At 66.6% G+C, this 12596-nt stretch carries 13 protein-coding genes, 1 other RNA gene and 1 pseudogene; 4 read left to right on the top strand and 11 right to left on the bottom strand.

Annotation, left to right across the window (positions count from 1 at the left end; translation table 11 throughout):
* A partial coding sequence (locus GORHZ_RS11420; protein WP_006333094.1) for an alpha/beta fold hydrolase occupies window positions 1-759 on the top strand: 759 nt, incomplete at its 5' end.
* A gap of 83 nt (window positions 760-842) precedes the next feature.
* Here GORHZ_RS11420 and ssrA read toward each other — a convergent pair.
* Window positions 843-1211, bottom strand: a transfer-messenger RNA (tmRNA) gene (gene ssrA, locus GORHZ_RS29985).
* Window positions 1212-1419: 208 nt separating this feature from the next.
* On the opposite strand from ssrA, the gene GORHZ_RS11415 reads away from it, so the two are divergent.
* Window positions 1420-1674 (top strand): hypothetical protein, encoded by a 255-nt coding sequence (locus GORHZ_RS11415; RefSeq protein WP_006333092.1) that lies wholly within the window; start codon window positions 1420-1422, stop codon window positions 1672-1674.
* 9 nt (window positions 1675-1683) lie between these two features.
* Here the strand turns inward: GORHZ_RS11415 and GORHZ_RS11410 are convergent, their stop codons facing one another.
* A complete protein-coding gene (locus tag GORHZ_RS11410) occupies window positions 1684-2226 on the bottom strand; it encodes a TetR/AcrR family transcriptional regulator (RefSeq protein WP_006333091.1) in 543 nt (180 codons plus the stop codon).
* A gap of 131 nt (window positions 2227-2357) precedes the next feature.
* Here GORHZ_RS11410 and GORHZ_RS11405 point away from each other — a divergent pair, with 131 nt between their 5' ends.
* Entirely contained in the window at window positions 2358-2681 is a 324-nt protein-coding gene (locus GORHZ_RS11405) for a hypothetical protein (protein WP_006333090.1), read from the top strand.
* A gap of 93 nt (window positions 2682-2774) precedes the next feature.
* Here the strand turns inward: GORHZ_RS11405 and GORHZ_RS11400 are convergent, their stop codons facing one another.
* From GORHZ_RS11400 to GORHZ_RS11360, 9 genes and pseudogenes are all read right to left on the bottom strand, one after another.
* On the bottom strand, window positions 2775-4049 hold the full coding sequence (locus tag GORHZ_RS11400) for a glycoside hydrolase family 27 protein (RefSeq protein ID WP_006333088.1): 1275 nt from the start codon (window positions 4047-4049) through the stop codon (window positions 2775-2777).
* A gap of 4 nt (window positions 4050-4053) precedes the next feature.
* Window positions 4054-4527 carry an SsrA-binding protein SmpB gene (smpB, locus tag GORHZ_RS11395; RefSeq protein ID WP_006333085.1) on the bottom strand — a complete coding sequence of 158 codons (474 nt, stop codon included), beginning with the start codon at window positions 4525-4527 and terminating at the stop codon, window positions 4054-4056.
* A gap of 26 nt (window positions 4528-4553) precedes the next feature.
* Window positions 4554-5461 (bottom strand): annotated as a pseudogene (gene ftsX, locus GORHZ_RS11390) (permease-like cell division protein FtsX).
* Window positions 5462-5553: 92 nt separating this feature from the next.
* Window positions 5554-6240 carry a cell division ATP-binding protein FtsE gene (gene ftsE, locus GORHZ_RS11385; RefSeq protein ID WP_006333079.1) on the bottom strand — a complete coding sequence of 229 codons (687 nt, stop codon included), beginning with the start codon at window positions 6238-6240 and terminating at the stop codon, window positions 5554-5556.
* 78 nt (window positions 6241-6318) lie between these two features.
* Window positions 6319-8673 carry an arylsulfatase gene (locus GORHZ_RS11380; protein ID WP_006333077.1) on the bottom strand — a complete coding sequence of 785 codons (2355 nt, stop codon included), beginning with the start codon at window positions 8671-8673 and terminating at the stop codon, window positions 6319-6321.
* A 147-nt stretch (window positions 8674-8820) separates the two neighbouring features.
* Window positions 8821-9300 carry an Rv3103c transmembrane domain-containing protein gene (locus tag GORHZ_RS11375; protein ID WP_006333076.1) on the bottom strand — a complete coding sequence of 160 codons (480 nt, stop codon included), beginning with the start codon at window positions 9298-9300 and terminating at the stop codon, window positions 8821-8823.
* Window positions 9297-10232 (bottom strand): mechanosensitive ion channel family protein, encoded by a 936-nt coding sequence (locus GORHZ_RS11370; protein WP_006333075.1) that lies wholly within the window; start codon window positions 10230-10232, stop codon window positions 9297-9299. Before GORHZ_RS11370 ends, GORHZ_RS11375 begins: the two co-directional genes overlap by 4 nt.
* Window positions 10233-10245: 13 nt before the next feature.
* Window positions 10246-11361: a peptide chain release factor 2 gene (gene prfB, locus GORHZ_RS11365; protein WP_006333074.1), complete on the bottom strand. Its 1116-nt coding sequence runs from the start codon at window positions 11359-11361 to the stop codon at window positions 10246-10248.
* 21 nt (window positions 11362-11382) lie between these two features.
* The gene (locus tag GORHZ_RS11360) at window positions 11383-11781 is read right to left on the bottom strand and encodes a hypothetical protein (RefSeq protein WP_006333073.1); all 399 of its coding nucleotides are present in this window, start codon (window positions 11779-11781) and stop codon (window positions 11383-11385) included.
* Window positions 11782-11800: 19 nt separating this feature from the next.
* Between GORHZ_RS11360 and GORHZ_RS11355 the strand changes: the two genes are divergently transcribed.
* Window positions 11801-12596, top strand: a 796-nt coding sequence (locus GORHZ_RS11355) for an inositol monophosphatase family protein (protein ID WP_006333071.1), incomplete at its 3' end; no start/stop codon positions are given.

The following is a 12596-nucleotide window of genomic DNA, read 5'->3' as shown; positions in this document are numbered from 1 at the left end:
GGGGCCGGTCCGGCGGTGCTGTTCAGCCACAGCTGGTTCTGCGACGGTCACCAGTGGCCACAGGTCGATGCCGTGGTCAACGCCGGGTTCCGGGTGCTCAACCTCGACAACCGGGGACATGGCCACTCGGGCCCGCACCGCCGTCGCTACGCGGTCTGGGACATGGCCGACGATCTCGTCGCGGTCCTCGATGACGCCCACGTCGACCAAGCGGTCCTGGTCGGTCTCTCCGTGGGTGGCTTCGCGGCCATCCGGGCGGCGTTGCGACATCCCGGTCGGGTGCGTGCGCTGGTGCTGGCCGACACCGCGGCATCTGCCCAGGGCTGGCCGGGAAAGCTGAAAGCCGACGCGCTCGGCCCGGTGTGGCTGACCCCCGCCCGGAAGGTCGTGCTGCCGCAGCTTGTCAAAACCCTGTTCGGTCCGACTGCCCGTGGGCAACAACCGCGGCTCATCGATGAATGGCGGCAGCGATTCCTCACCCAGGACGCCCGATCGATGATGGCCGCACTGCGTGCCATCGTGACCCGCGACGATGTCACCGACCGGCTCCACGAGATCACCGTGCCCACACAGGTGATCGTCGGCGAGGAGGATCACGATCCGGGCGTGATGGCCTCGATCTCGTTGAGCGCCCGTATCCCCGGCGCGCATCTGATTGCGCTCCCCGACACCGGCCACCTCTCGGCCCTCGAACAGCCCGCTGCCTTCGGCGACCCCCTGCTTGACTTCCTGAGGGCGCACGACGGCCACACGCTATAGGACGGAGCCCACGGCCGACGGGGTGGTGATGTTCTGACGGAAAAGGCCCAGGCTCAGGATTGCGGTCCTGGCCTGGGCCTTCGGCGTGGAGCTGCCGGGAATTGAACCCGGGTCCTCCGTCGCTTCGGTAGGGCTTCTCCGTGTGCAGTTCACTGTGTCTCTACTCGGATCTCCCGGTCACGTGAACAAGCCGAGATGACGATCCCAGTCGCTGTTGGTTGTCCCGTCCTCGCCCGCGACCGGCGAGGACGGTGAGCTCCCGAAGATGATGCCGGCGACCGGGCTGGGAGCACACCCGGGCCGACAGACTAGCCGTCGCTCAGGCAGCGAGGGCGTAGTCGCGCTGATTGGAATCGGCGCTTAATTGGTTGCCGCGACGCTTACGGTGGTCTCTGGCCTGCACCGACACGCTTCCCCCACCTCGACGCACGTAGTCGAAACCGATCAGCCCCGAGACAGGTACCCACCGAGTTTTCGGTGAGCGCTTCAGTGTAACAACACCTGCGCGCGGAATCTTCCCGCCACCCGCCGGCGCGTCGAACGACCCTGGTGCTGGGGTGTTTCCCGGTTGACCATGATCACGAGCGATCGCGTGAAAGGCGACGGGATGATCGGTGGGCTCGCGACCGGATGCGTCCACGGTGCGCATGAGGGTAGTCAGTGGCCTACTTATCTGCGGTGCAGGTGGTGACGATCGTCGCGTTCATCGCTGCCGGATCGGGTGCCGACGGCCCAGGATTCCGGGCGTTCTCCGTTGTGATCGCCGGCGCGATTCTCGCTGCCGGGTCGCAGGCGTCAATAATCGGCGAGGGTGGCGTGACGCCGTGGATCGGGATACTCGAGCGGGTCAGCTTCTACGGGGCGTCCATCTGGATCGTCGGGCTGGCCCTCGTGCTGCTGCGGACCACCCGCTGAGCCGGCGACTCACGGCAACACGGTCGACCGGAACGTGTCGACGGCGCGCTCCTCCCAGCCGGGCGCGATGGTCCCGGTACGGGCCCGTTCGGCGACGAGGGCACCGACGACGCCGTCGATGAGGGTGTCGGGGTCGAGGTCGTGGCGGATCGTCCCGGCCGCGATCCCCTCCTCGAGCACATTCTCGAGCACCCGTCGATGCGTCGCCAGCACGCGCCGGAACAATGTGCTGAACTCCGGGTCGGTGTCGGTGAGCAATGCGGCGAAGCCGCCACATCCGATGCCGTCGAACACCATCGCCGCCGACCGACGGATGACCCACCGCATGCGTTGTTCGCCGGGCATGTCCGGCGGAGGAGGATCCGGGACACCCACCGCGACGAGAGCATCCGTGAGCATCTCCTCACGATTGCGATAGCGGCGATAGATCGTGGTGCGCGCAACCCCGGAATGCTTGGCCACCGACTCGATCGTCACCGCATCCGGGCCACCGGAGCGCAGCAATTCGAGCGTCGACGACATGATCTTCGTCCCACTCTCCGTCGTGGCCATTCATCAGGAATAGCACGCCGACCCAAAACGCTACACCGAATGTATCGATACACGGCCTGTAGCGATACACTGAATGTATCGAAGAGGAGCGCCGGCCCAGCCGGTGCACGAACTGAAGGAGGTAGAGCGCAATGCGTGCATTTGTCCGGTCGATCTCGTTCTCCTACATCGGGTACATGCTGCTGCTCGCGGCATTCGCCCTGCTCGGCCTGTTCGTGGTCGCGCTCGACTCGGCATCCGCTGCAACCGCGTGGGGCTATGGCGTTGCCTCGTTCGTCGCCTTGGTGCTGTCGGTTGCCGCGTTCCGGTTCGAGATCCACGAGAGCCTCGACACCCAGCCTGGTGACCCACTCGTGGTGCATGCGGACCCGCTGATCCCGGCCGAGGAGCGTGCCGAGCTGGAGTGGTACGAGCACGAACACCCGCACAATCGGGACCTCACCCACGCCGCCTGACCCGCGGCCCGAGAACAAACGCGCACCCGATTGGTGAACGCGCACGTCGCGACCTTCGCGTTCATCATTCGTGTGCGCGTTTGGCGTCCACAATCAGCGTATTTCCAGCACCACCGTGTCGGCGACACCGACGGGCATCGACAGCTCCCCGCGCGCGGCCCGGTATTCGTTGCCGGTCCAGGCGTCGACGCCGACGACGCGCTCGTCGCCGACCAGTCCCAGACTCGCCAGCGACACCGACATCGTGCGCGGATAGTCGGACCGGTTGGTCAGCGACACCACGAGTCCCTTGTCCCCCACCGCTCGTGACCAGATCTCCGGATCGTCATCGACCGGCCGGCCGGCGCTGACGCGCTCGTCCTGGTCGAGGGCGAGGATGGCGGGGCTGGTCAGTGTCGCCAGGGTCTGCGCCGACATCTGCGTCAGATCGTTGCCGGCGATCAGCGGTGCGGCCATCATCGCCCACATCGACATCTGCGTGCGGTCCATCGCCGCGGTGAGTCCGTCGCCGATGCCGACGACCATCATGTCCGGGTCGAGGAACGATCCGGGCGCCACCCGCGCACCGAGCGGCGCGATCGCATCGACGATGTCGATGATCCCCTGGTAACCCGAGGGGCCGGCGTCGGTGGACCATGCCGGCGTGATGTCGTTGGTGGCCCGCGTCATCGTCGCCACGCCACCCCAGTCGAACTCGGTGCCGGGCACCGATCCACTCACCCCGCTGTTGGGGTTGATGCTGTAGACGATGGGCCGGCCGGTGGCGCGGAGGGCGTCGCGCATCGCGGTGAAGGCCGCGACCTGATCGTCGTGATCGGAGTCGCTCGAGCACCAGTCGTACTTGATGTAGTCGACCTGCCAGTCGGCGAACGTGGCGGCATCCTGGGTCTCGTGGCCGCGACTGCCGGTCGATCCGGGATAGGTCCCCTGGTACTGCGTGCAGGTCTGCGCGCTCGCCCCCGAGTAGAGCCCGAACGCCAAACCACGGGCGTGGAGATAGCGCCCGAGGGCCGCCATGCCGGACGGGAACCGCTGCGGGTCGGCCTGCAGGCTACCGTCGGCGGCACGATGGTCGGCACCCCAGCAGTCGTCGACGACGACGTAGCGGTAGCCCGCGTCACGCAGACCGGACTCGACGAGGGCGTCGGCCTGTCGGCGGATGAGTTCTTCGGTGATGTCGCAGCCGAAGGTGTTCCAGCTGTTCCAGCCCATCGGCGGGGTCGGCGGCAGCCCGGTGATCGCGACACCCGCGCCGCCGATGCGGCCCGGCGGGTCGGGCATGCAGCCGGCGAGCGACACCGTCGTGGCGACGACGGCCAGCAGTACGACGACGAGACGGCGGACGGATCGGATGCGGTGTCGACGCACCCGATCACATCCCCTTGACGCGCCGACCCATCTCTCGTTCCACCTCGCGCCGGGCCGTGCGCTTCGCGATGTCCTGGCGCTTGTCGTGGGCCTGCTTGCCGCGGGCGAGGGCGAGTTCGACCTTCACCTTGCCGTCGTTGAAATACATCGACAGCGGCACCAGGGTGAGGTTGCCGTCGCGGATCTTGCCGACGAGATTGTCGATCTCCCGCCGGTGCAGCAGCAGCTTTCGCTTGCGGCGCGGCGTGTGATTGGTCCACGATCCGTGCCCGTACTCGGGGATGTGCACCATACGCAGCCAGATCTCGCCGTCGTCGATCGTGGCGAATGCATCGACCAGCGATGCCTTGCCCTCCCGCAGACTCTTCACCTCGGTGCCCACCAGCGCGATCCCGGCCTCGTAGGTGTCGAGAATCGTATAGTCGTGCCGCGCCTTGCGGTTGGTCGCGATCACATTGCGTCCCTTCTCCTTCGGCATTTTCTCACCTCCCTTCGGTGGTCGACTCATTCACGGACGTATACCCGCAGGGTCACATATGCGGTGACCCCTGACAACAGAATTGCCCCGATGATCAGCCACGGTGACACGAACAACACATCGGAAACGCCGATCCGGGCGAGAATATTCACGCCGTACAGATCTCGGAGCGCATTGTCGAAGAACAGAACCTTCGCGGTGAACAGCCCGCCGATCGCGAGGAACGCACCGATCAGCGCCGCGACCACCGACTCGAGAAGGAACGGGAGCTGCGTGAACCAGCGGGTGGCACCGACCAGCCGCATGATCGACACCTCGGTGCGCCGGGTGAACGCGGCGATCTGCACGGTGTTGACGATCAACAGGATCGCCGCGACCGCGAGCACGATGGCGATGGCGAAGGCCGCATTGCGGGTCCCGTCGAGCACGCTGAAGATCCGCTGGACCAGTTGTCGCTGATCGAGCACACCGTCCACACCGAGATCCTTGCGGTCGGAGTACTTGTCGAGCACCGCGCCGAACTGCTCGGGGTCTGACATCCGCACCTTCAATGACGCCGGGATCGTGCCCTCGCGGATGTTGTCGGCGATGTCGGGATTGTCCTTGAACGTCTGCTTGGCCTGCTCGAAGGCCTCTTTGCGGTCGATGAACGTCACCGACCGACCCCCGGTTCGTTCTCGATGTCGGTCCGCAGGACCGAGCATGGCGCCTCCCGACAGTTGGGGTCGGCCTCGGAGACCGCGTCGTTGATGAAGAACTGCATCTCGACGCGGTCGAGGAAGATCTTCTGACTCTTGTCGGCCATCTGGATGACCAGCAGTCCGCCGCCGAACATGCCCAGCGTGATCGCGGTGGTCAGGATCATCGCGATGGTCATGGTCACGTTGCGACGAAGCCCGTTGAGAACCTCACTGAGGAGGAAGTGTGCTCGCATACCGGTTGCGCAGTCCTAACAGAAGTCTGGTCAGAGTTTGCCGACGCCCGTTGCGGGTCGGTGTGGATGGGGTGGGCCCGGGTCGGCACGGCTCAGCCGATGCCGTACACGCCTTGCGCATCGTTTCGGACCAACCGACCGTTGTCGAACTCGAGGACCCGCCGACGCATCGCGTCGACGATGTGCCGATCGTGGGTCGCCATGACCACCGTGGTACCCCGCCGGTTCACCCGGTCGAGCACGTCGACGATCTCTTCGCTGGTCTCGGGGTCGAGGTTGCCGGTCGGTTCGTCGGCCAGCAGCACCAGCGGCCGGTTGACGATCGCCCGGGCGATCGCGACGCGCTGCATCTCGCCGCCGGAGAGCTCGTACGGCATGCGGTCGGCCTTGCCCGACAGCCCCACGTACTCGAGCACCTCCGGGACGACCTTCCGGATCGTCGACGGCGGCCGGCCGATCACCTCCAGCGCGAAAGCCACGTTGTCGGCCACCGACTTCTGCTGCAGCAGCCGGAAGTCCTGGAACACACAGCCGATCGACTGTCGCAGCTTGGGCACCATCCGGCCCTTGAGGGTGTTCACGTGGAAGTCCCCCACGTACACCTCGCCCGCTGTCGGCCTATCCTCCTTGAGCAGCAAACGGAAGAAGGTGGACTTACCCGAGCCGGACGGACCGATGAGGAAAGCGAACTCGCCCTTGTCGACCTCCAGGCTCAGATCCGACAGGGCGGGCCGGCTGGAAGCCTTGTACTTCATCGTGACGTTCTCCAGCTTGATCACGAGAAGCCAGTGTAGCCACGGGCCCTGAGAACCCTGCTCAGCGACGCAGGCCGGTCCGCAGGGTCGGTCGATGCGAGGTCAGTCGATGCTGAACCAGGCCCGGACCTGTCCCTCGTGGTCGAGGTAGCGCTCGCCGGAGACATCGACGACGACCTTGTCGATCGACCCACCACGGAACGGGTTCGGCGCCTGGTATTCCGGTGTCACCGCCGACGCACTGTCACGGCCCGCACAGATTCCGTCGCCGGTGAGACAGAAGTATCCCGGTTGGGTCACCAGCGGCGAGGTCGCGACGGCGTCGTCGTCGACATACAGCGTCAGCGTCCCCGCCGTGCCCGGCATCGCGGGATCCTTGTTCGGACCGGAGGCGACGAACTCCGCGGTCAGGACGTGCGGGCCGGGTGCGATCGGTGCGGCCGACACGACGTCCTGCAGGACCGTACCGACCCAGTTGTAGGTATAGCGGAGCGTGCCATCCTTCACATACAGGCTGTGACCGCCCGGGATGCCGCCTGCCGCCCACAGGACGCCCTGGACCTCCGCCGAGTCCACGCGTACCCCGGCAGCGATCGTGTAGGACCTGCCAGGGAGCTGCGGACCGGCCGACTCGGGCACGTCGGCCGAGTCGGGGTAGAACACGTACCGGTCGCGGGCCGGCGCGCCATGCGGCCGATCGGCCAGTACCTGTTCGATGGCCGACCGGTCGTCGAGGGGCAATCCGTTGTAGCGACCGGCGTAATAGAACCACAGCCCTTTCATGGCCTCGAGCCGCTCGGGTTCCGACTCGGCCACGTTCGTGCTCTGGGAGCGGTCGGTCTCGAGGTGGAAGAGTTCCCACTCGTCATGGTCGAAGTGACCCCAGCCCGACAGTGGCGGATGGATGGTGGTGGCCAGCCACCCGTCGTGGTAGATCGAGCGCTGACCCAGCATCGCGTAGAACTGGTCGGTACGCCCCGCGGCGTTCGCATCGGTGAGCGCGGATGCGAAGCTCTCGCCCTCGATGGGGACCTGGGGGTGGCCCTTGATCACCTCGGGAGGCTCGATCCCGAGCAGCTCGTAGAGGGTTGGCACGATGTCGACGGCATGCACGTACTGTTGCCGCGGCTCCGGCGACGGGGCGATCTTCGCCGGCCACGATACGAACATCATGTCCGCCACACCGCCCTCGGCGCCGGCCCAGCGCTTCCAGTATGGGAACGGGGTGTCCAGCGCCCACGCCCAACCGGTGCAGTAGTGGTTGTTCGACGCGGCGGTGCCCAACTCGTCGATGTGCGGCAGCGTGGTCTCGGTCGTATCGGGAACGCCGTTGAAGAAGCGCCACTCGTTGAACGAGCCGTTGGGGCCGCCCTCGCCGCTGGCGCCGTTGTCGGAGACCACAACGATGATCGTGTTGTCGATCTCGCCCGATTCCTCGAGGTGGTCGAGCAGCCGGCCGATGCGGTCGTCGTGATAGGAGATGTACCCGGCGAACACCTCCGCCATCCGCACGAAGAGCCGACGCTCGTCGTCGTTCAGGGTGTCCCAGGGCCGGACCGTGTCCAGCAGAGGCCACGGCTGTCCGTCGGGGCCGGTGCGATTCGGCTCGCCATGGGGATTGATGCCCGAGAGCTGCGTGCCTTCGGGAAGGAGGCCCAGTTCGACCTGGCGGGCCAGGATCCCGTCCCGAATCGCCTCGTAACCCTCGTCGAAAACGCCCTTGTACCGGTCGGCCCACTCCAACGGAACGAGGTGGGGAGCGTGGCCCGCCTGCGGAGCCAGATACATGAAGAACGGTTTGCCGGGATCGATCGTCTTGGCATCCCGAATGAACTCGATTGCCTTGTCCACCAGGTCGTCGGCCAGGTGGTAACCATCCTCCGGGCGCGCCGGCGGCTCCACCGGATGGTTGTCGTGGATCAGGTCGGGGTAATAGCAGTTGGTCTCGCCGCCGAGCCAGCCGTAGAAACGCTCGAAGCCTCGCCCGAGTGGCCAGCGTCCCTTGTAGGCCGCGAGATTGCATTCCTCGCCCGGGGTCAGATGCCATTTGCCGACGCAATAGGTGTTGTATCCCTGTTCGCCCAGCACCTCGGAGATGAATCCGCTACCGAAGGGGATGCGCGTCGAGATCCCCGGGAATCCTGACGCGAACTCGGCGATGGTGGCCATGCCGTTGGTGGTCGCGTTGCGACCGGTGAGCAGCGAGGCGCGGGTCGGTGAGCAGAGTGCGGTCGTGTGGAAGTTGGCGAATTTCACACCGCTCTCGGCGATACGCGTCATGTTGGGGCACTGCACGGGTCCGCCGAAGCAGTCCATCGTGGCGTAACCCAGGTCGTCCCACGCGATCATCAGGACGTTCGGTGCGCCCTCGGGCGCGGACGGCGCGAGGAACGGTTCCCAGTCCGGTTCCGAGTCCCTGATGTCGACGGTGATACGGCCCTGGAACGGACGTGACATGGTCACTCCTATATGACGTTTCCGACGGAGATCCTGGGCGCCGAACAGGCCCGCTACGGCGCCGCCATCACTTTACGACCGACCGTCTGGCCGCCAACGGGTTTTGCTGACAAGGCACGCAAACACTCGGTGAACTCGGGCACCGGGTCAGGGCACGGAGGTCACCGTGGACGGAGTGGATCCCGTGGGAAGGTCGAAATTCGGCAGTGTCACGCCTGGCAGACCCGGGATCGTGCGTGGCGCTGTGCTCGCAGTCTGTCCCGACTCGGTGCCGACACTCCCCTCCTCGCCGGAACCGGGTGTGGTGGCGCTCCCCGAGAGGGACGGAGACACCGATGACGAGCTCGGATACGACCAGGTCGGTTCGGGCGTCGTCGTGGTGGTGGCCTGGGTACGCGCCGGAGGTGGCGACACGATCCCGTAACGCTGAGACGTATAGCCGTAGAGCACGACCGAGGCCAGGAACGCGGCCACCAGGACTACGGTGCTGGTCCGGATCTGGGTCCCATAGATATGTCCCCAGTCCCGGAAGCGAGGCGGAATCACCGGGCGCGGCTCGGTGGGGCCCTCCTCGCGGGCGGGTTCCTCGTTCCTGTCGTGGTCGTCGGTGTCGTGGTCGTGGGTCACGAGCGCCGGCTCCCGACATCGTCGGCCATGGTCGCGGGCGGCCCGCCGCCCGCCTCGACCCGCCCCGGGGCGACGGTGATGCCCTCGCCGGCGAGGGCCTGCACGATCTCGATTCGCAATGCGCGGCTGACCTCGAACTGCTTGCCCGGCAGTGTGCGGGCGACCATGCGCACCGTGATCGAGTCGAGCTCGAGGTCGATGACCCCGAGCGGCGACGGCGAGTCGAGCAACAGGTCGTGCCACTGCTCCTGTTCGTAGAACTCGTCGCCGACCCGGTCGAGCGTCTCGTTGACCAGCGCGATGTCGGCGTCGGCCGGTATCGGCACGTCGACCACCGCCCGCGCCCAGTCCTTGGAGAGGTTGGTGGCCTTGATGATCTGCCCGTTGGGCACGGTGATCACCTCGCCCTCACCCGTACGCAACCGCGTCATCCGCAACGTCACGTCCTCGACGGTGCCCTCGGCCACGCCGTTGCCGGTCGTGGTGAGATTGACGACGTCGCCGTAGCCGTACTGCTTCTCGGCCACCACGAAGAACCCGGCGAGGATGTCCTGGACGACCCGCTGGGCGCCGAAGCCGAGTGCCGCGCCGAGTACCGCGCCCGGGCCGGCCAGTCCGGAGATCGGAACACCGAGGATCACGAGGATGGCGAGGCCCACCACGATCGCAACCACCACGATCAGCGTCCAGGAGACGACGTCGACAAGCGCCCGACGATGCTTGGCGTCCTCGGACTGCACGATCTCGTCACTTTGGTCGAACTGCGTCATCTGCCGGGCCGCATAGCCTTCGGCACCCCACCGGATGAAACGGATGATCAACAGCCCGGCGAGGATCCAGATCACGATCTCGAGGCCATCGGTGGCGCACCAGACGTAGAAGCGTCCGATCACCGTCTGGGTCGCGCCGGGCGCGAAAGCGAGCGACGTCATGGGCGGCCCGAGATCAGACGTCGGCCGCGGCCATACGCCAGCGGATACCCGCCTCGATGAACTTGTCGATGTCGCCGTCGAGGATTGCGCTCGGGTTGTTGTCCTCGATGTTGGTGCGGAGATCCTTCACCATCTGGTAGGGGTGCAGCACGTAGGACCGCATCTGGTTACCCCAGCTGTTGCCACCGTCGCTCTTGAGGGCGTCGAGTTCGGCGCGCTCCTCCTGACGCTTGCGCTCGAGCAGTTTGGCCTGCAGCACGCGCATCGCGGCTGCTTTGTTCTGCAGCTGACTCTTCTCGTTCTGGCAGGTGACGACGATGCCGGTGGGGATGTGCGTCAGGCGCACCGCGGAGTCGGTGGTGTTCACCGACTGTCCACCCGGACCCGACGAGCGGTAGACGTCGACCCGCAGGTCGGTCTCGGCGATGTCGATGTGGTCGGTCGTCTCGACCACCGGCAGCACCTCGACCTCGGCGAACGAGGTCTGTCGGCGGCCCTGGTTGTCGAACGGGCTGATCCGGACGAGGCGATGCGTGCCCTGTTCCACCGAGAGCGTCCCGTACATGTAGGGCGCCTTGATCGCGAAAGTTGCGCTCTTGATGCCCGCCTCTTCGGCGTAGGACGTGTCGTAGACCTCGACGGAGTAGTTGTGCTTCTCGGCCCAGCGGATGTACATCCGCATCAGCATCTGTGCCCAGTCGGCGGCATCGACTCCGCCGGCGCCGGAGCGGATGTTGACCAGTGCGTCGCGCGGGTCGTACTCGCCCGCGAGCATGGTCTTGACCTCCATGGCCTCCACGTCGGCGCGCAGCGATGCACGTTCACCGTCGGCGTCGGCGAGGGCCGCGGTGCGGTCCTCCCCCTCCTCGGCCTCGGCGAGTTCGTAGTGGACCGGCAGGTCGTCGAGCCGCTGGCGCAGCTCACTGACCCTGCGGAGTTCGGATTGGGCATGCGACAGCTCGCTGGTCACGCGCTGGGCATGCTCCTGGTCGTTCCACAGGTCCGGGTCGGAGGCCTGCATCTCCAGCTCGTCGATCCGACGGCGCAGCTCATCGAGGTCGAGCACCTTCTCGACCGTGGTCAAGGTGGCGTCGATGGATTCGAGATCTGCGGTTACATCAGGATGCACGGTATTCCACACTACCGCCGGTCACGCCGGTGGGACCTCCCCGGGCGGGAACGACGGGCCCGGGGGCGGCAGTTCGCCGAACTGCCAGGTCGACGTCGCCTTGCCGGGCTTGTAGACGACGGGCAGGTCGGCGCCGATCGCAGGCCAGGGTTCGGCGTCGCCGAGCACCAGCGTGCCGTAGACCTCGGCCGGGTTGGTCTGCGGCCCGACGATGGTGCCCGACAGGGTGCAGAACCGCTCCCCCTTGGCGTCGCCGAGCTCGGGCCGGTCGCTGACGCCGGTGATGGTCAGCGTGCCCTGGACGAACTGACCTGCCTTCGACGGGTCGAGCGGATGGGGGTTGCGTCCGCGCTGCCACTGGATGACCAGAACCACCACCAGCGCCGCCAACATCAGACTGAACGCCACCGCGAGAAACATGCCCGCTACCCTACCGGTCATGTCTGAATCACCCCGGCCGATCGATGAGTCGGGCCGCTCGCTGTCCGACGATCTCGAGCTCGCGCTGTCGATCGCCGACTCGGCCGACGCGCTCACGATGGACCGGTTCGGGGCGATGGATCTGCAGGTCGACGCCAAACCCGACCTGACGCCCGTCTCCGACGCGGATATCGCGTGCGAAACGATGGTGCGCCAACGACTTTCGGCACGCCGCGACACCGACTCGGTACTCGGTGAGGAATTCGGCGGCGAGCAGGCGCTGACCGGACGGCAGTGGGTCGTCGACCCGATCGACGGAACGAAGAACTTCGTGCGCGGCGTCCCGGTGTGGGCCACGCTGATCGCCCTGCTGATCGACGGCGTGCCGCGCGTGGGTGTGGTGTCGGCGCCGGCACTGCGCCGTCGTTGGTGGGCGGCCGAAGGACTGGGCGCTTTCGCCACCTTCGACGGTCAAGAATTCCCTCGCCGTCTCGCGGTCTCCGGTGTCGCGGACCTGCCATCGGCGAGCCTGGCGTTCTCCAGCCTGTCCGGGTGGGCCGATCGGGGCATCCGCGACGAGTTCATCGCGCTGACCGACGAGGTCTGGCGGGTCCGCGGATACGGCGACTTCTACAACTACTGCCTGGTCGCCGAGGGCGCGGTCGACATCGCGGCCGAACCCGAGGTCTCGCTGTGGGATCTGGCCGCCCTCGACATTCTGGTCCGGGAAGCGGGAGGCCGGTTTACTGCCCTCGACGGCACGCCGGGACCATCGGGCGGCAGCGCCGTGGCCACCAACGGGTTGGTGCACGACG

Origin of the sequence: Gordonia rhizosphera NBRC 16068 (assembly GCF_000298195.1) — a bacterium.
GTDB classification, from domain to species: domain Bacteria; phylum Actinomycetota; class Actinomycetes; order Mycobacteriales; family Mycobacteriaceae; genus Gordonia; species Gordonia rhizosphera.
The sequence above is the reverse complement of the archived record's forward strand: the minus strand, read 5'-3'. Positions and strand labels throughout refer to the sequence as shown.

Excerpts from the sequence above, each read along its gene's own strand:
- GORHZ_RS11405 (WP_006333090.1), top strand. The coding sequence starts at position 2,358 with ATGCGTGCATTTGTCCGGTCGATCTCGTTCTCCTACATCGGGTACATG.
- smpB (WP_006333085.1), bottom strand. The coding sequence starts at position 4,527 with ATGCCGAAGGAGAAGGGACGCAATGTGATCGCGACCAACCGCAAGGCG.
- GORHZ_RS11410 (WP_006333091.1), bottom strand. The coding sequence starts at position 2,226 with ATGGCCACGACGGAGAGTGGGACGAAGATCATGTCGTCGACGCTCGAA.
- GORHZ_RS11370 (WP_006333075.1), bottom strand. The coding sequence starts at position 10,232 with ATGACGTCGCTCGCTTTCGCGCCCGGCGCGACCCAGACGGTGATCGGA.
- GORHZ_RS11360 (WP_006333073.1), bottom strand. The coding sequence starts at position 11,781 with ATGTTTCTCGCGGTGGCGTTCAGTCTGATGTTGGCGGCGCTGGTGGTG.
- GORHZ_RS11380 (WP_006333077.1), bottom strand. The coding sequence starts at position 8,673 with ATGTCACGTCCGTTCCAGGGCCGTATCACCGTCGACATCAGGGACTCG.